This window comes from Curtobacterium sp. PhB115 (assembly GCF_003752025.1).
Taxonomy (GTDB): domain Bacteria; phylum Actinomycetota; class Actinomycetes; order Actinomycetales; family Microbacteriaceae; genus Curtobacterium.
This window is the reverse complement of sequence record NZ_RJKR01000005.1, coordinates 365,162-390,708: the sequence shown is the minus strand read 5'-3', so window position 1 is coordinate 390,708 and position 25,547 is coordinate 365,162. Positions and strand designations below refer to the sequence as shown.

Annotated in this window: 22 protein-coding genes and 2 tRNA genes; 15 read left to right on the top strand and 9 right to left on the bottom strand. The window is 71.0% G+C overall.

The window, feature by feature from the left end; genetic code table 11:
• Positions 1-37 precede the first annotated feature (37 nt).
• Positions 38-114, top strand: a tRNA-Met gene (locus EDF19_RS02060).
• Between the two features lie 403 nt (positions 115-517).
• Positions 518-1,384 carry a carbon-nitrogen hydrolase family protein gene (locus EDF19_RS02055; protein ID WP_123679273.1) on the top strand — a complete coding sequence of 289 codons (867 nt, stop codon included), beginning with the start codon at positions 518-520 and terminating at the stop codon, positions 1,382-1,384.
• 176 nt (positions 1,385-1,560) lie between these two features.
• On the opposite strand, the gene EDF19_RS02050 is transcribed toward EDF19_RS02055, so the two are convergent.
• Positions 1,561-2,763, bottom strand: a complete 1,203-nt coding sequence (locus EDF19_RS02050) for an aminotransferase class I/II-fold pyridoxal phosphate-dependent enzyme (protein ID WP_123679272.1) — start codon at positions 2,761-2,763, stop codon at positions 1,561-1,563.
• A 190-nt stretch (positions 2,764-2,953) separates the two neighbouring features.
• Between EDF19_RS02050 and EDF19_RS02045 the strand changes: the two genes are divergently transcribed.
• The 5 genes from EDF19_RS02045 to EDF19_RS02025 all read left to right on the top strand — a co-directional run bounded on the left by EDF19_RS02045 (position 2,954) and on the right by EDF19_RS02025 (position 9,292).
• On the top strand, positions 2,954-4,945 hold the full coding sequence (locus EDF19_RS02045) for a S1C family serine protease (protein WP_260216851.1): 1,992 nt from the start codon (positions 2,954-2,956) through the stop codon (positions 4,943-4,945).
• Between the two features lie 183 nt (positions 4,946-5,128).
• The gene (locus tag EDF19_RS02040; protein WP_123679271.1) at positions 5,129-6,172 is read left to right on the top strand and encodes a glycosyltransferase family 2 protein; all 1,044 of its coding nucleotides are present in this window, start codon (positions 5,129-5,131) and stop codon (positions 6,170-6,172) included.
• A 4-nt stretch (positions 6,173-6,176) separates the two neighbouring features.
• Positions 6,177-6,998 (top strand): CDP-alcohol phosphatidyltransferase family protein, encoded by an 822-nt coding sequence (locus EDF19_RS02035; protein ID WP_123679270.1) that lies wholly within the window; start codon positions 6,177-6,179, stop codon positions 6,996-6,998.
• Positions 6,995-7,918 (top strand): glycosyltransferase family 2 protein, encoded by a 924-nt coding sequence (locus EDF19_RS02030; protein ID WP_260216850.1) that lies wholly within the window; start codon positions 6,995-6,997, stop codon positions 7,916-7,918. The genes EDF19_RS02035 and EDF19_RS02030 overlap by 4 nt, the downstream gene beginning before the upstream one ends.
• A gap of 141 nt (positions 7,919-8,059) precedes the next feature.
• Complete coding sequence (locus EDF19_RS02025) at positions 8,060-9,292, top strand: CDP-glycerol glycerophosphotransferase family protein (RefSeq protein WP_123679269.1); 1,233 nt, start codon at positions 8,060-8,062, stop codon at positions 9,290-9,292.
• Between the two features lie 38 nt (positions 9,293-9,330).
• Here the strand turns inward: EDF19_RS02025 and EDF19_RS02020 are convergent, their stop codons facing one another.
• The 4 genes from EDF19_RS02020 to EDF19_RS02005 all read right to left on the bottom strand — a co-directional run bounded on the left by EDF19_RS02020 (position 9,331) and on the right by EDF19_RS02005 (position 12,084).
• Positions 9,331-9,633, bottom strand: coding sequence for a hypothetical protein (locus EDF19_RS02020; RefSeq protein WP_123679268.1), 303 nt, complete (start codon positions 9,631-9,633; stop codon positions 9,331-9,333).
• 116 nt (positions 9,634-9,749) lie between these two features.
• Positions 9,750-10,520: an ABC transporter ATP-binding protein gene (locus EDF19_RS02015; RefSeq protein ID WP_123679267.1), complete on the bottom strand. Its 771-nt coding sequence runs from the start codon at positions 10,518-10,520 to the stop codon at positions 9,750-9,752.
• Positions 10,520-11,344: an ABC transporter permease gene (locus tag EDF19_RS02010; RefSeq protein WP_260216849.1), complete on the bottom strand. Its 825-nt coding sequence runs from the start codon at positions 11,342-11,344 to the stop codon at positions 10,520-10,522. The genes EDF19_RS02015 and EDF19_RS02010 overlap by 1 nt, the downstream gene beginning before the upstream one ends.
• A 44-nt stretch (positions 11,345-11,388) precedes the next feature.
• A complete protein-coding gene (locus EDF19_RS02005) occupies positions 11,389-12,084 on the bottom strand; it encodes an NTP transferase domain-containing protein (protein WP_071263305.1) in 696 nt (231 codons plus the stop codon).
• Positions 12,085-12,382: 298 nt separating this feature from the next.
• Between EDF19_RS02005 and EDF19_RS02000 the strand changes: the two genes are divergently transcribed.
• From EDF19_RS02000 to EDF19_RS01990, 3 genes are read left to right on the top strand one after another with little or no spacing between them, the layout of a single operon-like run.
• The gene (locus tag EDF19_RS02000) at positions 12,383-13,675 is read left to right on the top strand and encodes an ABC transporter ATP-binding protein (RefSeq protein WP_311317087.1); all 1,293 of its coding nucleotides are present in this window, start codon (positions 12,383-12,385) and stop codon (positions 13,673-13,675) included.
• On the top strand, positions 13,651-15,222 hold the full coding sequence (locus EDF19_RS01995; RefSeq protein ID WP_123679265.1) for an ABC transporter permease: 1,572 nt from the start codon (positions 13,651-13,653) through the stop codon (positions 15,220-15,222). Before EDF19_RS02000 ends, EDF19_RS01995 begins: the two co-directional genes overlap by 25 nt.
• A gap of 39 nt (positions 15,223-15,261) precedes the next feature.
• A complete protein-coding gene (locus EDF19_RS01990; protein ID WP_099051947.1) occupies positions 15,262-15,522 on the top strand; it encodes a DUF3039 domain-containing protein in 261 nt (86 codons plus the stop codon).
• Between the two features lie 207 nt (positions 15,523-15,729).
• On the opposite strand, the gene EDF19_RS01985 is transcribed toward EDF19_RS01990, so the two are convergent.
• The gene (locus EDF19_RS01985) at positions 15,730-16,977 is read right to left on the bottom strand and encodes a nicotinate phosphoribosyltransferase (RefSeq protein WP_395859552.1); all 1,248 of its coding nucleotides are present in this window, start codon (positions 16,975-16,977) and stop codon (positions 15,730-15,732) included.
• A gap of 78 nt (positions 16,978-17,055) precedes the next feature.
• Between EDF19_RS01985 and murI the strand changes: the two genes are divergently transcribed.
• Genes murI through rdgB form a run of 3 tightly spaced genes read left to right on the top strand, consistent with a single transcriptional unit; the run spans position 17,056 to position 19,219 of the window.
• On the top strand, positions 17,056-17,901 hold the full coding sequence (murI, locus tag EDF19_RS01980) for a glutamate racemase (RefSeq protein ID WP_123679264.1): 846 nt from the start codon (positions 17,056-17,058) through the stop codon (positions 17,899-17,901).
• Complete coding sequence (gene rph, locus EDF19_RS01975) at positions 17,898-18,635, top strand: ribonuclease PH (RefSeq protein ID WP_123679263.1); 738 nt, start codon at positions 17,898-17,900, stop codon at positions 18,633-18,635. Before murI ends, rph begins: the two co-directional genes overlap by 4 nt.
• The gene (gene rdgB, locus EDF19_RS01970) at positions 18,632-19,219 is read left to right on the top strand and encodes an RdgB/HAM1 family non-canonical purine NTP pyrophosphatase (RefSeq protein WP_123679262.1); all 588 of its coding nucleotides are present in this window, start codon (positions 18,632-18,634) and stop codon (positions 19,217-19,219) included. The genes rph and rdgB overlap by 4 nt, the downstream gene beginning before the upstream one ends.
• A 134-nt stretch (positions 19,220-19,353) precedes the next feature.
• On the opposite strand, the gene EDF19_RS01965 is transcribed toward rdgB, so the two are convergent.
• From EDF19_RS01965 to EDF19_RS01955, 3 genes are all read right to left on the bottom strand, one after another.
• Positions 19,354-20,037, bottom strand: coding sequence for a DedA family protein (locus EDF19_RS01965; RefSeq protein ID WP_123679261.1), 684 nt, complete (start codon positions 20,035-20,037; stop codon positions 19,354-19,356).
• A gap of 169 nt (positions 20,038-20,206) precedes the next feature.
• Positions 20,207-20,287, bottom strand: a tRNA-Leu gene (locus tag EDF19_RS01960).
• A 168-nt stretch (positions 20,288-20,455) separates the two neighbouring features.
• Positions 20,456-21,745: an MFS transporter gene (locus tag EDF19_RS01955; protein WP_123679260.1), complete on the bottom strand. Its 1,290-nt coding sequence runs from the start codon at positions 21,743-21,745 to the stop codon at positions 20,456-20,458.
• 56 nt (positions 21,746-21,801) lie between these two features.
• On the opposite strand from EDF19_RS01955, the gene mnmA reads away from it, so the two are divergent.
• Entirely contained in the window at positions 21,802-22,908 is a 1,107-nt protein-coding gene (gene mnmA / locus EDF19_RS01950) for a tRNA 2-thiouridine(34) synthase MnmA (protein WP_123679259.1), read from the top strand.
• A 65-nt stretch (positions 22,909-22,973) separates the two neighbouring features.
• Positions 22,974-25,307, top strand: coding sequence for an NAD-dependent DNA ligase LigA (ligA, locus tag EDF19_RS01945; RefSeq protein ID WP_123679258.1), 2,334 nt, complete (start codon positions 22,974-22,976; stop codon positions 25,305-25,307).
• Positions 25,308-25,547 lie beyond the last annotated feature (240 nt).

Sequence of the window (25,547 nt, the reverse complement as noted above, 5' to 3'; positions counted from 1 at the left end):
TGCCCCGCCACGGTGCTGTGTAGGCTATTCAATGTGCCGCGGGGTGGAGCAGTTCGGTAGCTCGCTGGGCTCATAACCCAGAGGTCGTAGGTTCAAATCCTGCCCCCGCAACCAAGCGTCACAACAAAAGGCCCCGGTCCGCTCGGACCGGGGCCTTCGTCGTTCCCGGGGCGTGCCGCCGTGGGTCTGGGCCGCGGGGTCGAATCTCGGCGTCAGCGACACATTTCGGGGCCGGACCGCGGAAACTGTCGGCCAGCACGAGGTTCGGCGTGGGTGTCGGTGTCGGCGTCGGTGCCCGGCCCCGTCTCGCCCCGCAGTGCCCGCCGCGGGTCCGGTCCGCTCGGCCGAGTTTCGGCCTCAGCGACACATTTCGGGGCCCGGACCGCGAAAACTGTCGGCCAGCACGAGACTTGGGGCCGGCCCCGGTGCCGGCGCCGGCCCCGGCCCCGGCCCCGCCGCGCCGGCCCCGGCCGCCCGCGCCCGCCCCCGGCCGCGAACCCCCCGGTACGCTCGGCGGATGGGCACCCTGACGATCGCGGCCGCGCAGTTCGCGCCGGTGGACGACCCCGCCGCCAACCTCGAGACCGTGCGGACGGCCGCCGCTGAGGCAGCAGCACGCGGAGCGGACCTCCTCGTCACGCCCGAGTACACCTCGTACTTCACGGCGGACATCGACGACCGGTTCGTCGCAGCAGCCCAGCCGCTCGACGGCCCCTTCGTCACTGGCCTCCAGGCGATCGCACGCGAGACCGGCGTCGCGCTGGTCGTGGGGATCGCCGAAACGACCGAAGCCGCAGAAGCGACCGAAGCCACCGACGCAGCAGACCGGTTCCGCAACACCCTCGTCGCCGTCCTGCCCTCCGGGGAGCTCGCCGCCACGTACCGCAAGGTCCACCTCTACGACGCCTTCGGCTCTCGGGAGTCCGACCACATCGAGTCCGGCGACCCCGAGCAGCTGCCGGTCTTCGAACTCGCGGGCGTCCGCATCGGCCTCGAGACCTGTTACGACCTGCGCTTCCCGGAGGTCACCCGCCGCCTGGCGGCGCCCGAGCACGGTGCGTCCGACGTCGTCGTCCTGCCGGCCGAGTGGGTGCGCGGCCCGGGCAAGGAGCACCACTGGCGGACCCTCCTGACCGCTCGCGCCATCGAGAACACCGTCTGGGTGGTCGGCGTCGGCCAGACGCCCCCGATCGGCATCGGCGGCTCCGTCGTCATCGACCCCTCCGGCGTCGCCGTCGTGTCGGCTGGTGCGACGCCTGGCCTCCTCACCGCCACGATCGACACCGCGGTGACGGACGCTGTCCGGCAGGTCAACCCGTCGCTGTCGCTCCGGCGGTACGACGTCGCGCTGCGACACCGGCCTGGAGGCACGGCCCACCGCTGACACGCACGCCGCGTGCGTCGGGGGTCGTCTCAAGTGCCCCGAACGCGTCCGTGACGCAACGCGCGTCCGTCGTGCAATGCGCGTCCGTCGTGCAATGCGCGTCCGTCGTGCAATGCGCGTCCGTCATGCAACGCGCGTCCGTCATGCAACGCACGTCCGTCAGGCGGCGCGCCCCGTCAGGCGATGCGCGACAGGCCAGCGAGCCGAGCGGCGGCGTCCTCGAGGACGGACCGCCGCTTGCAGAACGCGAAGCGCACCAGTGACCGGTAGCCCGCCGCACGATCCGGCCTGACGAACGCGGACACGGGCACACCGACGACACCGGCGAGTGCCGGCAGCTGCAGGCAGAACTCGCGGGCGTCGGTGTGGCCGAGCGGTGCGGCGTCCGCGATGACGAAGTAGCCCCCGTCCGGACGCATCACGTCGAAGCCCGCGGCGCCGAGTCCCGCGGCGAGCAGGTCGTGCTTCGCCCGCAGCTCCGCGGCGATCCCGGTGAAGACGGCGTCCGGCAGCCGCAACCCTGCCGCGACCGCGGGTTGGAACGGCGCACCGTTGACGAAGGTCAGGTACTGCTTCACCGTCGTGATCGCGTCCACCAGCGTCGGGGGAGCGGTGAGCCAGCCGATCTTCCAGCCCGTGGTGCTGAAGGTCTTGCCGGCGCTCGAGATCGTGACGGTCCGCTCAGCGGCACCGGGCAGCGTCGCGATCGGCGTGTGCGGGACGTCGAAGGTCAGGTGCTCGTAGACCTCGTCGGTGATGATCAGGGCGTCGTACCGGTCCGCCAGTTCGACGATCGTCCGGAGGACTTCGTCGGGCAGCACCCGCCCGGTCGGGTTGTGCGGGGTGTTGACGAGCACGGCCCGGGTCCGGTCCGTGAAGGCGGCACGGAGGGTGGACTCGTCAGGCAGGAAGTCCGGTGCGGTGAGCGGCACGGTGACGTGGGTGCCGCCGGCGAGACGGATCAGCGCACCGTAGGCGTCGTAGAACGGCTCGAACGTGATGACCTCGTCGCCGGGTTCGACGAACGCGAGGAGCGTCGCCGCCAGGGCCTCCGTCGCTCCGGCGGTGACGAGGACCTCGCGGTCCGGGTCGACCTCGAGGCTGTACCACCGCTGCTGGTGCTCGGCGACGGCCGTCCGCAGCTCCGGGGTGCCGCGCCCCGGCGGGTACTGGTTCACGCCGTCGCGGATCGCACGGACCGCCGACTCGAGGACCTCGGACGGGCCGTCCTCGTCCGGGAACCCCTGTCCGAGGTTGATCGCGCCGGTGCTCGCGGCGAGGGCGCTCATCTCGGCGAAGACGGTGGGCGCCGGGACGCCGTCCGCTCCGAGGAGCATGGCTCCCTCGGCGGCTCGCAACCAGGGTCCTGCCTGCCGCATGTGGTTCCCTCCGGTGAGGCGACGACGTGTCGCGCTGAACGGACCCCAACCTAGCCGGGCCTCCGACGGCGATCCGGCGCCGTGTCCACAGCGCACGCATAAGATCGGCAGAGGTTGCTTGCAGGCTCGCCAGAAGGACCGCTCAGGTGGTTGCGACAGACTGCACGAGCTTGAAAGGAGCACGTCCAGCATGACCGACACCACGCCCAACGGGCAGGGCGACGACCTCCGTCCGGACGATGCGGCATCGCCTGCCGCCAGTGACGACGCCGCGCACGCGGCCACGAAGGGGAACACGTCGATGCCGAACGACTCCGATCAGGTCAACGACTCCACGAAGCCCGACGGCAGCGAGCAGCCGAACGCCGACCACACCGACGTGATCCCGTCGTCGACGGACCACCCGACCGACCGGTACACGGCGCCGTACCCGACGCTGTCCGGCGACGCCGGTGCACCGCAGCAGCCCGCGTCGCAGCAGACGCCGCAGCAGCAGGGCGGGTACGGGCAGCAGGCCTCACCGTACGGGCAGGGCCAGACGAGCCAGTACGGGCAGGGCGAGAACACCCAGAGCCAGTACGGCCAGGGCCAGACGAGCCAGTACGGCCAGCAGTCCCAGTACGTCCAGCAGTCCCAGTACGGCCAGCAGCAGCAGTACGGCCAGGGCCAGACGAGTCAGTACGGCCAGCAGTCCCAGTACGGCCAGCAGCCCCAGAACGGCCAGCAGCCCCAGTACGGGCAGCAGCAGCCGAAGTACGGCCAGCAGCCCCGCTACGGCGAGTACGCCCAGCCGACCTCGACGCAGGCTCCCGCCTCTGCCGCCGGCTCCGAGTACGCCGCTTCCGCCCAGGCCCCGCAGTCCGCGAGTGCCTTCGGCGACGTCGACGGCTCGAACCAGCGCAACGGCCACTACTTCTCGGACGGAGCCGCCGGTACCGCCGGTGCGTCCGGTGCCGCAGCCACCACGACCACCACCCGCTCGGGCCGCAACAAGCTCGTCCTGCCGATCATCGCCGGCCTCGTCGTCGCCGGTCTCGTCGGCGGCGGTGCCGGGTGGCTCGCGGGTTCCTCGCAGGGCGGCACGGTCACGTCGTCCTCGGGTTCGTCGCAGGGTGGCAACCTCACCGTGAACGACTACGACTCGGCGACCGTCGTCACCGCGGTGGCGGCGCAGGCCACCCCGTCGGTCGTGACGATCAACGTGTCCTCGAGCAGCGAGGCCGGCACCGGCTCGGGCGTCGTGATGAGCAAGGACGGCTACATCGTCACGAACACCCACGTGGTGACGCTCGACGGTGACAGCTCGAACGGGTCGATCACGGTCACCACCTCGGACGGCAAGATCTACGGTGGCAAGCTCATCGGCACCGACCCGACGGTCGACCTCGCGGTCATCAAGATCGACGCGACCGACCTCAAGCCGATGGAGTTCGCGGACTCGTCGAAGCTCAACGTCGGTGACACCGCGGTGGCCATCGGCGCGCCGCTCGGTCTGTCGAACACGGTCACGGACGGCATCGTCTCGACCCTGAACCGCAGCATCCAGGTCACGTCGAGTGCCCCCAGCGAGGGCGGCGACTCGAACGAGGGCGGCAACGGCGGCAGCGGTCCGTTCGACTTCTGGGGCAACGGCGACAACGGCAGCAGCTCTTCCTCGAACACGACGGTCTCGCTCCCGGTGATCCAGACCGACGCGTCGATCAACCCGGGCAACTCGGGTGGTGCGCTGCTCGACTCGAAGGGCAAGCTCATCGGCATCAACGTGGCGATCGCGTCGGCCGGCAGCTCGTCGTCGACCGAGTCGGCGTCCGGCAGCATCGGCGTCGGCTTCTCGATCCCGTCGAACCTGGTCAAGCGGGTCGCGAACGAGATCAAGGACAAGGGCTCGGCGACCCACGGTCTGCTCGGCGCGACCGTCGGTGACGCCTCCGAGGACACCAGCGCCACCCAGATGGGCGCGCTCATCAAGTCGGTGTCCTCCGGTGGTGCCGCGGCGAAGGCCGGCCTGCAGAAGGGCGACGTCGTCACGAAGATCGGTTCGGCGACCGTCTCGGACGCCACCGACCTCACCGCGCAGGTCCGCTACTTCGCGGGCGGCGCATCCACGACGATCAGCTACATCCGTGGCGGTCAGACGCGCGAGGCGGACGTGACCCTCGGGACGTACGACAGCAAGGGCTGACGCGACCCACGACGAGACAGGAGGCCCGGTGCACGACGTGCGCCGGGCCTCCCGTCCGTCTGCTGCGTGCGTCGCGCGCCCGACAGGTTCGGGGTTCTGCCTCTTGATAGGCTCATGGTCGCTCTGCGGGGCGGCACCGCTCCCGGTGCGTCCCGTGCACCCAGCCAGCCCCCCGGAGTACGCATGCAGACAGACGGACAGCCCCTGCCGGGCGTCTCGTACGTGATGCCCGTGCTCAACGAGGTCACCGAGGTCCGAGCCGCCGTCGCGAGCCTCCTCGACCAGGACTACGCCGGGCCGTTCGAGGTCATCCTCGCGCTCGGCCCGTCGATCGACGGCACGAACGAGCTCGTCGCCGAGATGAGCGCGTCCGACCCGCGGATCCGGGCGATCGAGAACCCGGTGGGCTCGACGCCGGCCGGGCTGAACGTCGCGATCCGCGCGTCCGAGCACCCAGTCGTGGTCCGTGTCGACGCGCACTCGGTGCTGCCGCGGGACTACACGAGCATCGCCGTCCGGGTGCTGCTCGAGTCGGGTGCCGACAACGTCGGCGGCATCATGCGCGCCGAGGGCCGCACCCCGTTCGAGAAGGCCGTCGCGCTGGCGTACGGCAGTCGCGTCGGCCTCGGCGGTACCCCGCACCACGTCGGCGGCACCGCGGGACCGGCCGAGACAGCGTACCTCGGGGTCTTCCGTCGCGACCGTCTGTTCGAGGTGGGCCTGTTCGACGAGGGCATCAAGCGCGGGCAGGACTGGGAGCTCAACCGGCGGCTGCGGCAGACCGGCGGCACCGTGTGGTTCACGCCCGAGCTGGTGGTCACGTACCGCCCGCGGCCGAGCCTGAAGCGCCTGGTGCGGCAGTTCGTCGCAACGGGCCTCTGGCGTGGTGAGCTCGCCCGCCGGTTCCCCGCGAACAACGGCCTGCGCTACTTCGTCCCGCCCGCGATGGTCGCCGCGATGGCGCTCGGCATCGTCGCCGGGCTCGTCGGGGTCGTCGGCGCCGTCCTCGGCAGCCCGGTGGCGTGGGCGGTGCTCGGCTTCGTCGTGCCGGCCGTCTACCTGCTCTTCGTCGTCGCCGGATCGGTCGCCGTCGCGCGGCGGTCCGGGCTGCCTACACTCCTCTGGCTGCTCGTGGTGCTGCCCTGCATCCACGTGGGATGGGGACTCGGTTTCATCATCGGCTTCCTGACCCGCACCTCCGAGCTGACCACCCACACCGGACGGTGACCCCATGACCGACCACGCCACACCCGGCCGCGGATCCGCACGCCCGACCTCGATCGCGGAGCTCCGCGCCGTCGCCCAGCCGGACGAGGTCCGTGCCCGCGCCAACGCCGAGCACTGGACCGCGTCGCTGTACCTGCGCGACGTGTCGCCGTACCTGACCTGGGTGCTCCTGAAGACGCGCGTGAGCGCCAACCAGGTCACCGGGCTGATGATCCTGGTGGGGTGGAGCGTCGCGGCCGCCCTGCTGATCCCGGGGATCTGGGGCGCCGCGCTCGCCCTCGTGCTCGGCCAACTGCAGATGCTCGTCGACTGCTCGGACGGCGAGGTCGCCCGGTGGCGCGGCACGCGGTCGCCCGCCGGGGTGTTCCTGGACAAGGTCGGGCACTACACGACCGAGGGACTGATCCCGGTGGCGCTCGGCATCCGTGCGGCCACGTGGCCGATCCACGGTGCCGACTGGATGTGGACGACCATCGGCTGCGCCCTCGGCCTCGTGATCGTGCTGAACAAGGCGCTCAACGACATGGTGCACGTGGCCCGCGCGAACTCCGGGCTCGACAAGCTCGTCGACCGCCGTGACGCCTCGACCGCTCCCTCCGGCCGCAGGCTCGCGTCGCTGCGGCGTCTGGCCCGGTTCCTGCCGTTCCACCGCCTGTACCACTCGGTCGAGCTGAGCATGCTCGCGTTCGTCTTCGCGCTCCTCGCACTCGTGATCGGCGACCCCCTCGCCAGCCGGATCCTGGTCGGTGCGCTGCTGCCCCTGGCCGTCCTCGCGACGTTCGGGCACTTCCTGGCGATCATGGGCTCGAAGCGGGTCCGCGCATGACAGCCGGCGACGGGTCCCGCGGGGCCCTCCGTCGGCACGCGGTCGTGCACCGCGAGCGGCCCCGGGTCGCCGTGGTGAGCCTGTCCCAGGGCACCAGACCGGACGACCTGCGACGGGGACTGGCGAGCGTGCTCGCGCAGCAGGGCGTCGAACTCGACGTCGTGTGCGTCGGCAACGGCTGGGAACCAACGGGGCTGCCCGACGGCGTCCGTGCGTTGGCGCTGCCCGAGAACGTCGGGATCCCGGCGGGGCGGAACGCCGGCGCCGAGGTCGTCGACGGCGACTACCTGTTCTTCCTCGACGACGACGCGTCCGTGCCCTCCGACACGTTCCTGCGCGACGCCGTCGCCCTGTTCGAGCGCGACCCGTCGCTCGGGCTCGTGCAGCCGCGGGTGGTCGACCCGACCGGTGCCGCGAACCCGACGCGCTGGATCCCGCGCATCCGCAAGGGTGAGCCGGACCACTCGTCGCCGGTCTTCTCGGTCTGGGAGGGCGCCGTCGTGCTGCCGATGGACGTCTGGCGGGCCGTCGGTGGATGGGGTGCTGAGTACTTCTACGCCCACGAGGGCATCGAGCTCGCGTGGCGCGTGTGGGACGCCGGGCGTCGTGCCTGGTACGCCGGTGACCTCGTCGCCCACCACCCGGCGATCGACCCGGCGCGGCACACCGAGTACTACCGGCTCAACGCCCGGAACCGCGTGTGGCTGGCGCGCCGGAACCTGCCGGCACCGCTGCGACCGCTGTACGTCGGCTCGTGGGCCGCGATCCAGGTCGCCCGGTGGTGGCGGCACCCGAAGCGGCTCGCGACGTGGTTCGGCGGGATCCGCGAGGGCTGGACCACCGACTGCGGTCCGGTGCGTCCGATGGGCTGGCTCACAGTCGGACGGATGACGATCGCAGGGCGGCCTCCGGTCGTCTGACCCGACCGACGCTGCCGACCGACCCGACGCCGCCGACCATCCCGACGCCGCCGACCATCCCGATCCCACCGAGTGACCCGACCCCGCCGCTCGACCCCGTTCCCACCGCCCGACCCGCCAACGCCGACCGGAAGAAGGACCATGCCGATCACCAGCGACCTGCGGACCGCCGTCCGGCTCGCCGACCGACTCATCAAGTCGCGTCGCAGCCGCCGGGAGCTGGCGCGTGCGCTGCCCGCCGTCCCGACCCCGGCCCCCGGGTCCATCGAGGTCGCGGTGTACTTCGCCGACGGACCGGTCAACATGTACCAGGTGCGGCAGTGGTACGCGCCGCTCGCGGAGCTGGCGAAGACGCACCAGGTGGCGATCGTGTCGCGCAGCCCCGGCACGATGCTGAAACTGCTCGAAGAGTCGCCGGTGCCCTCGGTGTACGCCCGCCAGGTCGTCGACCTCGAGCACTTCGTCGACACCCAGGCGCCGAAGATCGTCCTGTACGTCAACCAGAACGCCCGCAACTTCCAGATGATGCGGTACGGGCGCATGTGGCACGTCTTCGTCAACCACGGCGAGAGCGACAAGATGTACATGACGACGAACCAGTTCAAGGCCTACGACTACGCGATGATCGCGGGGGACGCCGCCCGTGACCGCTTGGCCGAGGCGCTGTGGGACTACGACCTGGACGCCAGGACCATCGCCATCGGACGCCCCCAGGCCGACCACTTCGCCGGGGCGGCGCCGTACCCGGACGACGACCGCACCGTCGTGCTCTACGCACCGACGTGGGAAGGTGACCGTCCGGCAGCCGCCTACGGGTCGATCGCGTCGCACGGCACCGCGATCGCCGAGCAGGTGCTCGCGTCGCCGCGACACCGGTTGGTCTACCGGCCGCACCCGCGCAGCGGTGTGCTCGACGCCGGGTACCGAGCGGCGCACGAGCGGATCGTCGCTGCCATCGCCACGGCCAACGCCGCGGACCCGTCGGCGCACCACCTGCACGACGACGGCGGGGACCTGGGCTGGCAGCTCGCGGACGCCGACGTCGCGATCACGGACATCAGCGCGATGATCTACGACCGGTTGGCCGTCGGCAAGCCGCTGCTCGTGACGCGGCCGGCGTCGCCCGAGGCCGACGTCGACGAGCGCGGGTACCTGAGCGACGCCAACTGGCTGACCGTCGCCGACACCGCGGGCGTGCTCGCGCGCATCGACGCGGCCGCGAGTGACGACGCGGAACTCGCGAAGCTCCGGCACTGGGTGGTGCGGTACTTCGGCGACACCACGCCCGGCGAGGCCACGAGACGGTTCCACGACGGGATCGAGTGGCTGCTGGAGCGCTGGCGTTCGGTCGCGGCCGCTCGCGGCGAGGCCTGACCGAGGACCGCTGCCCCGGCCGTCCGTCCGCTCGGGCATCAGGCGCCGGGCCCGGTGCCGACGAGGGACATGCGCCACAGGTACTCGGACCGGTCGGGGCGTCGCCACCGGACGATGACGACGCCGGTGTCCTCGCGGTCAGCGCCGAAGACGGCGATGGAGAGGCCGCGGCCCGGCTCGAGTCGGTGGACCGCGAGCGGCGGACAGTAGCCGTTGCCGAGGTGGGTCAGGGTGAGCCCGTCGACCGGCTCGGTGCCGGTGTTGACGAGGCCGTAGCAGCGTGGGGCGTCGGTGCGGTCGATGGCGAACGGGACTGCGTACGCGGGTGCGGGGTGGTGCATGGGGAGCACGTTAGGGGGAGGGTCCGACGGTGGGGACCGGGGAAGCGCCCGGGAGTCCTCGGCTGTGGAGGGGGACGACGGAGGACCCGACGGTGGAGGGGGAGTACCCCGGTCCGTCAGACCCCGTAGTCCGCCGAGTAGCGGGCCAGCGCCGCCTCGATCGTGTCGTCGAGCTGTAGCCGGCCCTTGTCGAGGTACAGGCCGCGGTCGCAGAAGCGCCGCAGGTCCTTGTCGCTGTGCGAGACGAAGAAGAGCGTCCGACCGCCCGCCAGGAGCTCCTCGATGCGCTTGTAGCACTTCTCGCGGAACGCCTTGTCGCCGACCGCCAGGACCTCGTCGACCAGGATCACGGGCTCGTCCAGGCGGGAGATCACCGCGAAGGCGATCCGGACCTTCATGCCGCTCGACAGGTGCTTGTACGGGGTGTCGACGAAGTCCGCGATCTCGGCGAACTCGATGATCTCGTCGAAGGCGTCGCGGATCTCGGCGCGCGACATGCCGTGCAGGCCGGCGGTCAGGTAGACGTTGTCGCGGACCGAGAGGTCACCGACGAACCCGCCGGTGATCTCGATGAGCGGGGCCACACCCGCACCGACGTCGACCCGACCCTCGTCGGGGAGCATCACCTGCGCGACGAGCTTCAGCAGGGTCGACTTGCCCTGGCCGTTCCGTCCGACGACCCCGATCGCCTCGCCCGGACGCACGTCGAACGACACGTTCCGCAGGGCCCAGAACTCGTCAGCGCGCTTCCGGCGACCGCGGCCGGCGAAGAGGTCCTTGAAGTTCCGGCTCGAACGACGGTTGCGCTTGAAGCAGATGCCCGCGTCGCGCACGGAGATGACGGGGGCGACGGTCTCCGTGCGCCGGGTCTGGTCGGTGGCGGTCATCACAGCTCCTTGAGGACGCGGTGCTCGCTGCGCCGGAACACCGCGACGCCGATCACGAGGACGATGCCGGTGACGACCACCGAGGCGCTGACCTCGAGCCAGTCGAGCTGACCGGGGAAGAACGCGGCCCGGTACATGCCGAAGATGCCGGTGAGCGGGTTGATCGCCGCGATGTCACGCAGCCCGTCGGGCAGGGCGTGCGTGCCGTAGACGATGGGCGACGCGTAGAACAGGAACCGGAGCACGAGCTTCGTGGCGCGCTCGAGGTCGCGGAAGAAGACCACGAGCGGAGCGACGATCAGCCCGAGGCCGTAGACCAGTGCACACTGCAGCACGATCGCGAGCGGGAAGAAGACGACCTGCCACTGCAGGTGAGCGCCGGTGGCGATGGCGAAGGCGGCGAGCACGGGCAGGCTCAGCAGGAACTCGATGCCCTTCGACGCGTCGATCCGTGCCACCCAGATGGTGCGCGGGATCGTCGTCGAGCGGATGAGCTTCGACTCCTTGATGAACGCCCGCGTGGAGTCCGAGACCGCGCCGGTGAACCACATCCACGGCAGGAGGGCGGACAGCAGGAAGACGATGTACGGGTCTTCACCGACGGAGCCGCGGTGGAACACCTGCGTGAAGACGAACCAGTAGATCCCCGACATCACCAGCGGGTCGAGGATCGACCAGACGTACCCGAGGGCCGACGTCGAGTACCGGACACGGAGGTCGCGGACCGTCAGGAGCCAGAGGGCATGACGATAGCGCCGACCGGCGCTCCGGGTCGTCGCTGGTGCGGCAGCCACGGGCGCGGTCGGCGCACTCGCTGTGGTCACGGTTTCCCTTCGGGCGGAACCGCCGAGGGGGTCCTGACGGAGGTTCAGGCGAACAGGTCGTTCGCGCGCTCGAGGTCCTCGGCGAAGTCGATCTCGACCGCGTACAGGTCGGAGATGTCGATCGGCGTCCAGCGTAGCCCGTCCTCGGCGATGGCAGCCTCGATGCCGCCCTCGAAGTACTCCTGGTCGTCGACGCGACCGAGCTGACGGATCAGGGCCTGCTTGTCGCCTGCCGAGACGTAGTTGATGCCGACGGCTTCACCGAGGCCACCGACGACCTGCTTCGAGAGCTTGTGGATGAAGCCCTCGGCGTCGACGGTGTACTTGACCTCTTCGTCGGAGACCTTCTCGGTGTTGACGCTGACGAACGAGCGGTCCTCGTCGATCATGTCGGCGGCACGGACGAGGGCCATCGGGTCGAAGACCACGTCGCCGTTCATCCAGAGCACACCGCTCTTGCCGGTCGCCTTGAGCGCACGGAGGAGGCTCTTCGAGGTGTTCGTGGAGTCGTAGGACTCGTTGTAGACGAAGTTCGCCTCGGGGAACGCCTCGACGATGTGCTCCGACTTGTAGCCGACGACGATCGTCACACGGGCGCTCGAACCGAACGCTGCGCGGATGTTGTCGAACTGCTGCTGCATGATGGTGCGGCCGTCACTGAGCTCCGTGAGCGGCTTCGGCAGGCTGCGGCCGAGACGGCTGCCCATCCCCGCCGCGAGGATCACGATCTGCGTGGTCATGCTGGTCCCTTCTGGTGTCCGCCCGCGCGCCCTGGGGCACGGGCGGGCCTCGTCGAGTCTGCTCGCGGAAGGTCCGAATATCCCGAGAGTCAGCGCGGACCAGCGGTCTTCGCCGGCCCGAGGAGGCCCTCGGTACGCCGGCCGTGGCAGGTTTCCAAGTGGTGAACACTCCGTCGTGTCTCGGTGAATCATACGGAAACGCCCTCGACCGGGGGCGTTTCCCGGCGCTTCGTACTCATTTCGTGACACTGGCAGCGGCGGTCTGCCGCTGTCCGCGCGGCGTTGGTACGGTTGGTCGATGGCCGCCCGGAGAGCAGACAACGAGGACGTGTACACGACGTCCGACGCTTCCTGGATGACCGAAGCGGACGACACCGAAGCGGACGACACCGACGCGGACGACACCGACGCGGACGACACCGACGCGGACGACACCGGCGCGGACGACACCGGCGACGACGGCGCGGTCGACACCGACACCGACGCGGACGACACCGACGATGACATGGGGGAACGGGATGCGCGTGGCGCCTCCGCTGATCACGAGATGACCGACGACGACACGACGGCCACCGACACGACGGCCACCGACACGACGGCCACCGATGCGGAATCGGGCACCCGTGCGGCGGCTGCCGCCCCGACGACCACCACCGGACCGCGTCCCACGAAGGCGCGGACCCCCAAGCAGCGCACGAACAGCGGCAGCACCGCAGCGGCGCGGGCCAAGAACGCCGCCGCAGCGCCCCCTGCCGAAAACGACACCGCTGCCGCTCCCGCCAAGAAGCGCGCCGCTCGTCCGAGCACCCCCAAGGTGCCGGCGAAGCAGCAGCCCGTCGTGCTCGACGCCACCGGCCTCGTGAAGCGGTACGGGCAGACGCTCGCCGTCGACGAGGTCGACCTCGAGATCCGCCAGGGCTCGATCTTCGGCGTCGTCGGGCCGAACGGCGCCGGCAAGACGACGACGCTCTCGATGATCACCGGCCTGCTGCGTCCCGACGCCGGCAGCGTCACGGTGCTCGACCACGACGTGTGGACCGACCCGGCAGCGGCGAAGCGCAGCCTCGGCGTCCTGCCGGACCGCCTGCGCCTGTTCGACCGGCTCACCGGTGCGCAGCTCCTCTACTACTCGGCGACGCTCCGCGGGCTCGACCGGGCGACCGCCCGTGCCCGCAGCGCGGACCTCGCCGAGGCGTTCGGTCTCGGCGACGCGCTCGGTCGTCAGGTCGCGGACTACTCCGTCGGCATGGCGAAGAAGATCGCCCTCGCCGCCACGCTCATCCACTCGCCGCGGGTCCTCGTGCTCGACGAGCCGTTCGAGTCGGTCGACCCCGTGAGTGCCGCGACCATCACCGACATCCTCCGCCGGTACACGCGCGGCGGCGGCACGGTGGTGCTCTCCAGCCACTCGATGGAACTCGTGCAGCGCACCTGCGACTCGGTCGCGATCATCGTCGGCGGCAAGGTCCTCGCATCGGGGACCATGGCGCAGGTCCGCGGGCGCAAGAGCCTCGAGGACAAGTTCGTCGAACTCGCGGGCGGCCGCGTCGTGGCAGAGAGCATGGAATGGTTGCACAGCTTCTCCGGCTGAGGGCCGACCTGCTCGCGGGCGAGGTCCGCGGCAGCGCCCGCCGGTCCGTGCTCGTCGTGCTCGGCAGCCTCGTCGGACTCCTCGCCGCGGTGTTCGTCGCCGTGCAGACGGTGGCCCTGCGCTCGGCTGATCCGGACGTCGCCCGTGCGGTGATCGTGCCGGTCGGTGCGCTCATCGCGTTCGCCTTCACCGTCGTGCCGCTCGTCGTGGGCCGGAGCGACCAGTTCGACCCGCGCCGCTTCGCGGTGTTCGGCATCGGTCGCCGTCAGCTGGCCGTCGGACTCGGGGTCGCCGGACTCATCGGCGTCCCGGTCGTCGGCGTCGCGATCGTGGCCGTCGGGACGTCGGTGGCGTGGATGCGCGGCGGGGGAGTCGGCGTGCTCGGCGTCGTCGGCGGCGTCCTCGCGATCGCGACGTGCGCGCTCCTCATCCGGGTGTGCTCCACGGTCGGGTCGCGACTGATCGGCCCGGACCGGTCCCGTGACGCGGGGTGGCTGGTGGCGCTCGTCATCGTCGTCCTCGCGATCCCGGCGGTCTCGCTGCTCCTGCGCGTCGACTGGCTCGACCCGCAGGGTGCCGAGCTGCAGCGCGTCGCGGACGTCGCCGGCTGGACCCCGTGGGGTGCTGCCTGGGCGGTGCCGGCCGACGTCGCCGCCGGACACGTCGCTTCCGGGGTGCTCAAGCTCCTCGTCGCGGTCGTCGTCGTGGCAGCGCTCGTGTGGGCCTGGTGGGGGCTCGTCGGCCGCGCGCTCGACACCGTCGACGGACGCACCAGCGCCCGCCGCTACCAGGGGCTCGGCTGGTTCGACCGGCTCGGTTCCTCGCCCGTGGCCGCCGTCGCCGCTCGCGCACTGACCTACTGGGTGCGCGACCCCCGGTACCGCACGTCGTACCTGATCATCGTGTTCGTCCCGCTCGTCGTGCTCCCGCTCGGCGTCGCCGGGGTGCCGTGGCACTGGACGGCCCTCGTGCCGCTGCCGCTGATGGCGCTCATCGCCGGTTTCCTGCCGCACAACGACGTCTCCTACGACAACACCGCCGTGTGGCTGCACGTCGCCTCCGGGGCCGCCGGGTGGAGCGACCGGCTCGGTCGGGTCGTCCCCGTGCTCGTGGTCGGTGCGCCCGCCATCGTCGCGGGCTCGGCGGTGTCGGCCTGGCTGTTCGACGACTGGACGGTGTTCCCGCTGCTCATCGGCGTGAGCGCGAGTTCGCTCCTGTCCGGGCTCGGTCTCTCCAGCGTGGTGTCCGTCCTGATGCCGTACCCGACGGTGCGGCCCGGCGACCACCCGTTCCAGCAGCCCCAGGCGGCCGGCGTCACGGCGACGGTCGCGCAGTCGACGATGGTCATCGGCATCGTGGTGTGCACCGTCCCCGCGGCGTGGCTGGCGGTGCTGGCCTTCGTCCGTGGCGCCGAGCCGTGGTCGGTGCTGACGCTGGTCGTGGGCATCGCGGTGGGCGTGGTCGTCCTCGTCGTCGGGGTCTTCGCGGGCGGGAAGCTCTTCGACCGGCACGGACCTGACCTGCTCGCGGCGGCGCAGCGCAACTGAGCGGGCGCGGCTCGGCCGTCCTCGTCGTACCCTGGAGCCATGAGCATGACGGAACCAGGCGGCGGCCTCGACGTGATGGACCGGGAGCTCGAGAAGCTCCTCGAAGACGAAGCGATCGAGCCCGGTGACCACGAGCGGTTCTCGCACTACGTGAAGAAGGACAAGATCCTGCAGTCGGCCCTGTCCGGCAAGCCGGTGAAGGCCCTGTGCGGCAAGAAGTGGATCCCGGGTCGCGACCCGGAGAAGTTCCCCGTCTGCCCGGACTGCAAGGCCATCTACGAGAAGATGAAGGCCGAGTAGCGCCGGACGCGACCCGGTGACGGACTGGAGGCCCGTGGCGGCGCCGCCCCGCGCCTCCCGTCCGCTGTGTGCGTCCGCACACCGCCCATCGTGAGCAGAAATGGTCGGGTCACCTTCGGAGACCCGACCATTTCTGCTCACCAAGCGGCGCGAAGCGCGCTGCGCGCTGCGCTGCGCGCTGCGCTGCGCGCTGCGCGCTGCGACGCGCTAGATGACCAGCGTCGGGATCGCGGGGTCACCGCGCCCGATCCGTGCCGCATCCGCCGGCAGCTCCGCCTTCGCCCGCTTGTGGTGCGCCCGCGCGGCCTCGACCCCGGCGGCTCCGAGGAACGCCGGGTCGACCTCACCATCCGTCACGACGGGCACGAGCAGCGGCCGCTCGTCCGGCCCGACCTGGCCGCTGGTGAGCACGACCTCGGCGGTGGCGACGCCGTTGCGCAGGCGACGACCCGCCTCTTTCCGCCCGCCGATGGACGCCTTGTCCGCCGACTTCTTGGCGACCGAGACCCATTCGCCGTCGGACGACTGGTGCGCGACGAGCTTGAACACCATGCCCGCGGCCGGGTGCCCGGAGCCGGAGACGACCGACGTGCCGACGCCGTACGAGTCCACCGGGGCGGCTCGGAGCGCGGCGATCGTGTACTCGTCGAGGTCGTTCGTGACCGTGATCTTCGTGCCCGTCGCACCGAGCCGGTCGAGCTGCGCCCGGACCGCTGCCACGACGGACGGCAGGTCGCCACTGTCGATGCGGACGCCGCCGAGGGTGCCGTCGGTCAGCCGGACAGCGGTCTCGACGGCCTGCTCGATGTCGTAGGTGTCGACGAGCAGCGTCGTGCCGGTGCCGAGGGCGTCCAGCTGCGAGCGGAACGCCTCTTCCTCGGAGTCGTGCAGCAGGGTGAACGCGTGCGCCGCGGTGCCCATCGTCGGGATGCCCCAGGTGCGTCCGGCCTCGAGGTTGCTCGAAGCGCCGAACCCGGCGATGTACGCGGCACGAGCCGCGGCCACGGCGTTCCACTCGCCCGTGCGCCGCGAGCCCATCTCGGCGAGCGGCCGGCCGTCGGCGGCGGAGACCATGCGGGCGGCGGCCGAGGCGATCGCCGAGTCGGCGTTGAAGACCGACAGGGCCAGGGTCTCGAGCACGACGGCCTCGGCGAACGTGCCCTCGATCTGCAGGACCGGGGAGTTCGGGAAGTACACCTCGCCCTCGCGGTACGCCCGGACGTTGCCGGTGAAGCGGTAGTCGGCCAGGAACGACGCGGTGCCGGAGTCGATGACCCCGCGGTCACGGAGGAACCCGATCTCCTCGTCTCCGAAGCGGAAGTCGCCGAGTGCGGTGAGGAAGCGGCCGAGCCCGGCGGCGACACCGTACCGACGGCCGTCCGGCAGCCGTCGGGCGAACACCTCGAAGACGCACCGCCGATCCGCGGTGCCGTCCTTCAGGGCGGCGTCGACCATGGTGAGTTCGTACTGGTCCGTGAGGAGCGCGCTGGTCACCTCCCCGACACTACTGCGAGCGTCGGTACGCTGGTCACCGTGACGGATGCACCGATCGGAGTCTTCGACAGTGGCGTCGGCGGCCTGACGGTGGCCCGCGCGATCATCGACCAGCTCCCACGCGAGAGCATCCACTACGTCGGCGACACCCTGCACTCGCCGTACGGGCCGAAGCCCATCGCCGACGTCCGCCGCTACGCGCTCGAGGTCATGGACGACCTGGTCGAGCAGGGCGTGAAGGCCCTCGTGATCGCGTGCAACACCGCCTCGTCGGCCGTGCTCCGCGACGCCCGTGAACGGTACGAGCAGGCCTACGGGATCCCCGTGGTCGAGGTCATCCAGCCCGCCGCCAGAGCCGCCGTGAAGCAGACCCGCACCGGACGGATCGGGGTCATCGGCACCGTCGGGACGATCGCCTCCCGTGCCTACGAGGACGCCTTCGCCGTCGCGTCGGACGTCACGCTGAGCCTCGCCGCCTGCCCGCGGTTCGTCGAGTTCGTCGAGGCGGGGGACACCTCGTCGCCGGAGCTGCGCGAAGTGGCTGCGGGGTACCTCGACCCGATCCGCCGCGCCGACGTCGACACGCTCGTGCTCGGCTGCACCCACTACCCGCTGATGTCGGCCGCGATCCAGTTCGTGATGGGTCCCGACGTCACCCTCGTGTCCAGCGCCGAGGAGACCGCGAACGACGTGTACCGCCGACTCGTCGAGCACGGGCTCGAGCGCACCGTGACCACCGCCCCGACGTACTCGTTCGAGGCGACCGGCGACGACAAGAACGGCTTCATCCGACTCGCCCGGCGCTTCCTCGGACCCGAGGTCTCCAGCGTCGGCCACCTCCAGACCGGGGCCATCACGCTGCCCCGCATCGAAAGGACCCCATGACCGACACACTCCGCGTCGACGGCCGCACCGCCACCGACCACCGTCCCGTCACGATCGAGCGGGGGTGGAGCACGCAGGCCGAGGGCAGCGCGCTCATCTCGTTCGGCAACACGAAGGTGCTCTGCACCGCGTCGTTCACCAACGGTGTGCCGCGTTGGCTCGCCGGCAAGGGCACCGGCTGGGTCACCGCCGAGTACTCGATGCTGCCGCGTTCGACGAACGAGCGCATGCAGCGCGAGTCCATCAAGGGCAAGGTCGGCGGCCGCACGCACGAGATATCCCGGCTGATCGGGCGATCGCTCCGTGCCGTCGTCGACACGAAGGGCCTCGGCGAGAACACCCTCGTCATCGACTGTGACGTGCTGCAGGCCGACGGCGGCACCCGCACCGCATCGATCACCGGCGCGTACGTGGCGATGGTCGACGCGATCGAGTGGGGCCGGAGCAAGGGCTTCATCGGCAAGAAGGCCACCCCGCTCACCGACAGCGTGCAGGCGATCTCGGTCGGGATCGTCGGCGGTGTGCCGATGCTCGACCTGGCCTACACCGAGGACTCCGCGGCCGACACCGACATGAACATCGTGACCACCGGGTCCGGCAAGTTCATCGAGGTGCAGGGCACCGCCGAGCACGCGCCGTTCGACCGCGACGAGTTGAACGTCCTGCTCGACCTGGGCCTGGCCGGCAACCAGTCGCTCGCGGCGATCCAGAAGACCGTGCTGGAGCTGGCGTGACCGCCACCGTCGTCCTGGCCACCCACAACCAGGGCAAGGTCGTCGAGCTGCGGGAGATCCTCGGATCGGCGATCCAGGGCGTGGAGCTCGTCGGGTACGACGGCCCCGAGCCCGTCGAGGACGGCGACACCTACGCCGCGAACGCGCTGATCAAGGCGCGTGCCGCGGTCGCCCACACCGGGCTGCCCGCACTGGCCGACGACTCCGGCATCGCGGTCGACGTGCTCGACGGCGCCCCCGGCATCCACTCCGCCCGGTACGCGGGCACCCGCTCGGACGCCGACAACATCGCGCTGCTGCTCCACAACCTCGAGGGCGTCGTGGAGCGCACCGCCGCCTTCGTGTGCGCGGCCGCGTTCGTGACGCCGGACGGGTTCGAGCACGTGGTCGAGGCGGTGTGGAACGGCGAGGTCCTGACCGCTCCCGTCGGTGACGGCGGGCACGGCTACGACCCGGTGTTCCGTCCGGACGACGCCGACCGCTCGTCGGCCGAGCTCACCCGTGCCGAGAAGAACGCGTTGTCGCACCGCGCGAAGGCGTTCCGCGGCATCGCCCCGATCGTGCGGGAGCACTTCGGGCTCTAGGCCGCGTGGTGCGGGGCGCTCCCGCGTGGCGCGCTTCCGCTCCGCACAACCGAAGTCGCCCCGAACCGCGGGATTCCGTGGTTCGGGGCGACTTCGGTTGTGCGAGACCAGCCGGCACCGGCCGACCGTGCGCGCTACTCGGCGGGGAGCTCGTGCTCGTGCTTCTTCGCCTTGCGGGCGTTCCGGAAGTAGGTGAGCGCCATCGGCACCACGGTCACGACGACGGCCGCGAGCAGGATGATGTCGATGTACTCGCGGACGATGTGCGCCACGAACGGGATGTGGCCGATGAAGTACCCGAGGAACGTCACGCCGACGCCCCAGATGACGGCGCCGATGGCGTTGTACAGCGAGTACTTCTTGTAGTCCATCTTCGCCACACCGGCGGCGATCGGTGCGAAGGTGCGCACGACCGGCACGAAGCGCGCGAGGATGACGGCGAGCGGGCCGAAGCGGTGGAAGAACGCGTTGGTGCGGTCGACGTTCGCCTTGGAGAACAGTCCGCTCTCCTTGCGCTCGAAGATCGGTGGACCGGCCTTCTTGCCGATGTAGTACCCGAGCTCGCCGCCCAGGAACGCGGCCGCGCCGATCATCAGCGCCGCGACCCAGACCGGGATGCCGCCGATGAAGCCGCCGCCGTCGAACGCGAACAGGCCGGTGATGACCAGCAGGCTGTCGCCGGGGAAGATGAAGCCGATCAGCAGCCCGGTCTCGGCGAAGACGATCGCGCAGACGACGAGGACGGCGAAGGCGCCGAAGTGGTCGAGGATGTACTGCGGATCCAGCCATGGGATCAGGGCGAGTGCGACGGAGTGCATGCTTCTTCCGGTCGTGCAGCAGCGGTGACGGGAGGGTCACCCGCAGGACGAGGGTACCGTGCGGCGGTGTCGGGGCCGTCCCCCGTCGGTATGACTTCCTCGCCGTGCCATCGATGGGTGGAACCGTGCCATCGATTGTGGGAACCGTGCCGTCGACGGGGGGAACCGGTGCGGAAGGAGGGACTCGAACCCTCACGCCTGGGGCACAGGAACCTAAATCCTGCGTGTCTACCGATTCCACCACTCCCGCGAGCAGCGGCAGTCTACCGATCGCGGGCCGCGCGTCGGGCGTGATCCGCGCCTCCAGGCCGTGGTGGGTGACCACGGTGCGAGGTGCCGGACAGTGTGCGAGGCGCAAGGGGTCCCACCGAGCCAGGAACCTCGCACAGTGCGCAGCCGGCGCCCGTCAGCGCAACCGTCAGCGCAACCGTCGGGGCAGGTAGCGGGGGACGTAGCGGAGCAGGACGCCGGCCCCGATCAGGCCGAGCACACCCATCACCCCGCTGGCCACGGCGATCGACGCGACGGCCGTCACACCCGAGATCACGAGCGGTGCCGCGGCCGATCCGAAGTCGCCGGTGAACCGCCACGCGCCGAGGAACGGCGCCGGGTCGTCGCGCGGAGCCAGGTCCGCGCCGAGCGTCATCAGGATCCCGGAGCCGACGCCGTTCGCGAGCGACATGCCCATCGCGATCCCGACGAACCAGCCGACCCGTGCGTCCAGGTGCCCGCTCCACGCGAGCAGGAAGTAGCTGATGGCGAGACCGAGCATGCACGGCAGGGCGCTCGCGAGCCGTCCCCAGCGGTCCATGATCTGCCCGCTCGTGTAGAACAGCGCGAAGTCGACCGCGCCCGCGATGCCGATGACCAGGGCGGCCGTCGAGTCGTCGAGGCCGACGCTCACCGCCCAGAGCGGCAGGATCACCTGACGCCCGGCGCGCATCGCGCCGATCAGTCCGGCACCGCTGCCGAGCCGCAGCAGGACCGCCCGGTTCGCGCGGATGGTGCGGAAGAGGCCGTGGGCCTCCTTCTCGACGAAGACCGCGCCGGTGTCGGTGGGCGGTTCGGTCCCGTCCACAGCGGACCCCGACCGGGAGGCCCGTTGCGGCATCCGCAGGCCGCGTGTGCCCGTCGCGGGGTCGCGCAGCACCAGGAGCACGGTCGCCGCCGCCAGGCAGCACGCGATGTGGATCCAGAACGCACTGCTGGTGGTGCCGGTCAGGTGGATCACGCCAGCGGCGATGAACGGGCCGACGAAGTACCCGAAGCGGAACACCCCGCCGAGGCTCGACAGCGCCCGGGCCCGGATCCGCAAGGGGATCGCGGTGGTCATGTAGGCGTGCCGGGCCAGGGCGAACACCGCGGTCGAGACACCGACCAGGAACACCCCGAGAGCGAGGACCCATGCGTTCGCCGCGGTCGTGCTCACCACGAGTCCGACGACCGACACGAGGGCGGCGCCGATCATGGCGTTGCGCTCCCCGATCCGCGCGACGACGATGCCGGACGGCACGTCGCCGATGAGTTCCCCGACCAGGATCAGCGACGCGACGAACCCGGCGAACGCCAGGCTCGCGCCGAGCGAGTCGGCGGCGATCGGGATGATCGGGATGATCGCGCCCTCGCCGATCGCGAAGAGGGCGGCGGGCAGGAACCCGGACAGCAGGACGGCCCGGAAGTCGAATGAGTCGTTCTCCGTCGTGGACATCGCCCGACCAACGGTACGCCAGCGGTACCGGTTCGACGGCGGGTTACCCTGGAGGCATGCGTGTTCTGGCGGCGATGAGCGGTGGGGTCGACTCGGCGGTGGCGGCTGCCCGCGCGGTCGACGCGGGGCACGACGTGGTCGGGGTCCACCTGGCGCTCAGCCGGATGCCCGGCACCCTCCGGACCGGCAGCCGCGGGTGCTGCACGATCGAGGACTCGATGGACGCCCAGCGTGCCGCATCGGCCCTCGGGATCCCGTACTACGTGTGGGACTTCTCCGCCCGGTTCAAGGAGGACGTCGTCGACGACTTCGTCGCGGAGTACCAGGCCGGCCGCACCCCGAACCCCTGCATGCGCTGCAACGAGCGGATCAAGTTCGCCGCGCTGCTCGAGAAGGCACTGGCCCTGGGCTTCGACGCCGTCTGCACCGGGCACTACGCCTCGATCCTCACCGGCCAGGACGGCTCGCGCGAGCTGCACCGGTCGGCCGCGTGGGCGAAGGACCAGTCGTACGTGCTCGGGGTCCTGACGGCCGAGCAGCTGCAGCACGCGATGTTCCCCCTCGGCGCCACCCCCTCGAAGGACGAGGTCCGGGCCGAGGCCGCGGAGCGCGGGCTCACCGTGGCGCAGAAGCCGGACTCGTACGACATCTGCTTCATCCCGGACGGCGACACCCGTGGGTGGCTGGCGGACCGCGTCGGAACTGCTCCCGGCGAGGTCGTCGAGCGTGACGGCACGGTCGTGGGCTCCCACGAGGGCGCGACCGGCTACACGGTCGGACAGCGCCGGGGCCTGGCGCTCGGTCGCCCGGCCCCGGACGGCAAGCCGCGGTTCGTGCTCGAGATCCGCCCGAAGGACAACACCGTCGTCGTCGGCCCGAAAGAGGCGCTCGCCGTCTCCTCGATGTCGGGCTCGCGGTTCACCTGGGCGGGCACGGCCCCGGCCGACCCCGCGACGCCGTTCGCGTGCGACGTGCAGATCCGAGCGCACGCCGACCCGGTCCCCGCCACCGCGCGGGTGCAGGACGACGTGCTCGTGATCGACGTCGACGAGCCGCTGCACGGGGTCGCACCCGGGCAGACGGCCGTGGTCTACGTCGGCACGCGGGTCCTCGGGCAGTGCACGATCGACACCACGGTCAGCGCCGTCCCGGTCGACGCCTGACCCCGCCGCTCCCGGCGTGCGCCCCGCTGCACGCCAGGTCGGTGGTGCACGGTAGAACTGATGGCATGAGCGAGACCGACGCGACGTTCGAGACCATCGACCCCGACGGGCTCGACGCCGCCCAGGCCGGGCGCGAGGTCGACCGGCTGCGGGCCCGCATCAACGAACTCCGGTACGCGTACTACCAGGGTGACAACGGGTCACCCGAGGCCGACGCCGACTACGACGTGCTGGTCCGCCGGCTCGACGCGATCGAGCAGCGCTTCCCGGAGCTCCTGACCCCGGACAGTCCGACCCAGACCGTCGGCGGGCAGGCGCAGACCACGCAGTTCGCCCCGGTCGAGCACGCCGAGCGCATGCTCTCCCTGGACAACGTGTTCAGCCCCGAGGAACTCACCGACTGGGCGGTCAAGGTCCAGCGCGATGCCGGCGCCGAGCGGGTGCGGTTCCTCACCGAGCTGAAGATCGACGGGCTCGCGATCAACCTCCGCTACGAGCACGGCCGGCTGGTGTCCGCCGCGACCCGTGGCGACGGCGTGGTGGGCGAGGACGTCACCGGCAACGTCCGCACGATGGGCACGATCCCGGACCGGCTGTCGGGGACGGGCCACCCGCCCCTGGTCGAGGTCCGGGGCGAGATCTTCTTCCCGGTCGCCGAGTTCGACGAGCTGAACGCGAACCAGCGCGAGGCGGGGGAGCGTGTCTTCGCGAACCCCCGCAACGCCGCCGCCGGCTCCCTCCGCCAGAAGGAAGAGGGCAAGTCCGAGGCGAAGCGTGCCCTCATGGTCGACCGGTTGCGCCGCCTCCGGATGCTCGTGCACGGCATCGGCGCCTGGCCCGTGCGCGAACTCGAGCAGGAGACCGACGTCCGGTCGCAGTCCGAGGTCTACGAGCTCCTGCAGACCTGGGGACTGCCGACGAGCAGCCACTACCGGGTGTTCGACACCATCGACGAGGTCAACGGCTTCGTCCGGTCGACCGGCGACCGCCGGGCCTCGGTCGAGCACCAGATCGACGGCGTCGTGGTGAAGGTCGACGACCTCGCCCTGCACGAGGAACTCGGCTCGACGTCCCGCGCACCCCGCTGGGCGATCGCGTACAAGTACCCGCCGGAAGAAGTGCACACGAAGCTCCTCGACGTGGTCGTCAGCGTCGGGCGCACCGGTCGCGCGACACCCTTCGCCGTGATGGCCCCGGCCGAGGTCGCCGGGTCGGTCGTCCGCCAGGCCACCCTGCACAACCAGCAGGTGGTGAAGGCGAAGGGCGTCCTGATCGGCGACACCGTGGTGCTGCGGAAGGCGGGCGACGTCATCCCCGAGGTGCTCGGGCCGGTGGTCGAACTCCGCGACGGCTCCGAGCGTGAGTTCGTGATGCCGACGCACTGCCCCGAGTGCGGCACCGAGCTCGCTCCGGCGAAGGAGGGCGACATCGACCTCCGCTGCCCGAACGCGAAGAGCTGCCCGGCGCAGGTCCGTGGGCGGGTCGAGCACATCGCGTCGCGCGGCTCGCTCGACATCGAGGGCCTCGGCGAGGTCGCCGCCGCCGCACTCACCCAGCCGCTGTCCCCGGAGACCCCGCCGCTCGTGACCGAGGCCGGGCTGTTCGACCTCACGATGCAGGACATCGTCCCGATCGAGGTGATCGTCCGCGACGCCGAGACCGGCATGCAGAAGGTCGACGACGACGGCGTCCCGAAGCGCGTCACGCCGTTCAGTCGTGCACGGAAGAAGACCGACCCGCCGTTCGACCCGGACGCGCGCGGTGCCGACTACACCGGTGAGCCGAGCCGTTACCCGTCGAAGAACGCGTTCGAGATGCTCGCGAACATCGACGCCGCGAAGACGAAGCCGCTGTGGCGCATCCTCGTCGGCCTGAGCATCCGGCACGTCGGGCCGGTGGCCGCCCGGGCGCTCGCGAACCACTTCGGTTCCCTCGACCGGATCCGGGACGCCTCGCGCGAGGACCTCGCGGCCGTCGACGGTGTCGGCGGCATCATCGCGGACGCCCTGCTCGCCTGGTTCGACGTCGACTGGCACCGGGAGATCGTCGACCGCTGGACGGCGGCGGGCGTGCAGTTCACCACGCCGGACCACCCGGGGCCCGGTGCTGCCTCGGCCGAGGGCGGTGTGCTCAGCGGTGTGACGGTCGTGGCGACCGGTTCGCTCGAGGGGTACACGCGAGAAGGCGCGCTCGAGGCCATCATCACCGCCGGGGGCAAGGCGGCGTCGAGCGTGAGCAAGAAGACCGACTTCGTGGCCGCCGGGCCCGGGGCGGGTTCGAAGCTCACGAAGGCCGAACAGCTCGGGGTCCGGATCATCGATGCCGAGCAGTTCCACCTGCTGGTGACCGAGGGCCCGACCGCCCTCGCCGAACCGGAGGAACCCGCCCCCGAGGGTTGAGCGGAACTCAGGACAGACCGGTCGTCTGTCCGCACGCCGCGGCTCGCCGCCTCGTGCACCCAGTTCAGGGGACAAGTTGCATCGCGCACGACCGTTCGGTGGGCATTCTCCTTACACTCGACAGAGCATCACCCGTCGTCTGCAGGGGGACGTCGGGACGGCCTTCCCGGGGGAGACCCGATTGCTGCTCATCGCCGCGGCTCTGCTCACCGCCTCGATGCACTCGCTCGGAGTGATCGA

Coding starts and splice junctions, on each gene's coding strand:
- EDF19_RS01965 (WP_123679261.1), bottom strand. CDS start 20,037: ATGCACTCCGTCGCACTCGCCCTGATCCCATGGCTGGATCCGCAGTAC.
- EDF19_RS01995 (WP_123679265.1), top strand. CDS start 13,651: ATGGTTGCACAGCTTCTCCGGCTGAGGGCCGACCTGCTCGCGGGCGAG.
- EDF19_RS02045 (WP_260216851.1), top strand. CDS start 2,954: ATGACCGACACCACGCCCAACGGGCAGGGCGACGACCTCCGTCCGGAC.
- EDF19_RS02020 (WP_123679268.1), bottom strand. CDS start 9,633: ATGCACCACCCCGCACCCGCGTACGCAGTCCCGTTCGCCATCGACCGC.
- EDF19_RS02055 (WP_123679273.1), top strand. CDS start 518: ATGGGCACCCTGACGATCGCGGCCGCGCAGTTCGCGCCGGTGGACGAC.
- EDF19_RS02025 (WP_123679269.1), top strand. CDS start 8,060: ATGCCGATCACCAGCGACCTGCGGACCGCCGTCCGGCTCGCCGACCGA.
- EDF19_RS02030 (WP_260216850.1), top strand. CDS start 6,995: ATGACAGCCGGCGACGGGTCCCGCGGGGCCCTCCGTCGGCACGCGGTC.
- EDF19_RS01990 (WP_099051947.1), top strand. CDS start 15,262: ATGAGCATGACGGAACCAGGCGGCGGCCTCGACGTGATGGACCGGGAG.
- EDF19_RS01985 (WP_395859552.1), bottom strand. CDS start 16,977: ATGGTCGACGCCGCCCTGAAGGACGGCACCGCGGATCGGCGGTGCGTC.
- mnmA (WP_123679259.1), top strand. CDS start 21,802: ATGCGTGTTCTGGCGGCGATGAGCGGTGGGGTCGACTCGGCGGTGGCG.
- EDF19_RS02050 (WP_123679272.1), bottom strand. CDS start 2,763: ATGCGGCAGGCAGGACCCTGGTTGCGAGCCGCCGAGGGAGCCATGCTC.
- EDF19_RS02035 (WP_123679270.1), top strand. CDS start 6,177: ATGACCGACCACGCCACACCCGGCCGCGGATCCGCACGCCCGACCTCG.
- rph (WP_123679263.1), top strand. CDS start 17,898: ATGACCGACACACTCCGCGTCGACGGCCGCACCGCCACCGACCACCGT.
- EDF19_RS01955 (WP_123679260.1), bottom strand. CDS start 21,745: ATGTCCACGACGGAGAACGACTCATTCGACTTCCGGGCCGTCCTGCTG.
- EDF19_RS02000 (WP_311317087.1), top strand. CDS start 12,383: ATGGCCGCCCGGAGAGCAGACAACGAGGACGTGTACACGACGTCCGAC.
- EDF19_RS02015 (WP_123679267.1), bottom strand. CDS start 10,520: ATGACCGCCACCGACCAGACCCGGCGCACGGAGACCGTCGCCCCCGTC.
- EDF19_RS02005 (WP_071263305.1), bottom strand. CDS start 12,084: ATGACCACGCAGATCGTGATCCTCGCGGCGGGGATGGGCAGCCGTCTC.
- EDF19_RS02040 (WP_123679271.1), top strand. CDS start 5,129: ATGCAGACAGACGGACAGCCCCTGCCGGGCGTCTCGTACGTGATGCCC.
- ligA (WP_123679258.1), top strand. CDS start 22,974: ATGAGCGAGACCGACGCGACGTTCGAGACCATCGACCCCGACGGGCTC.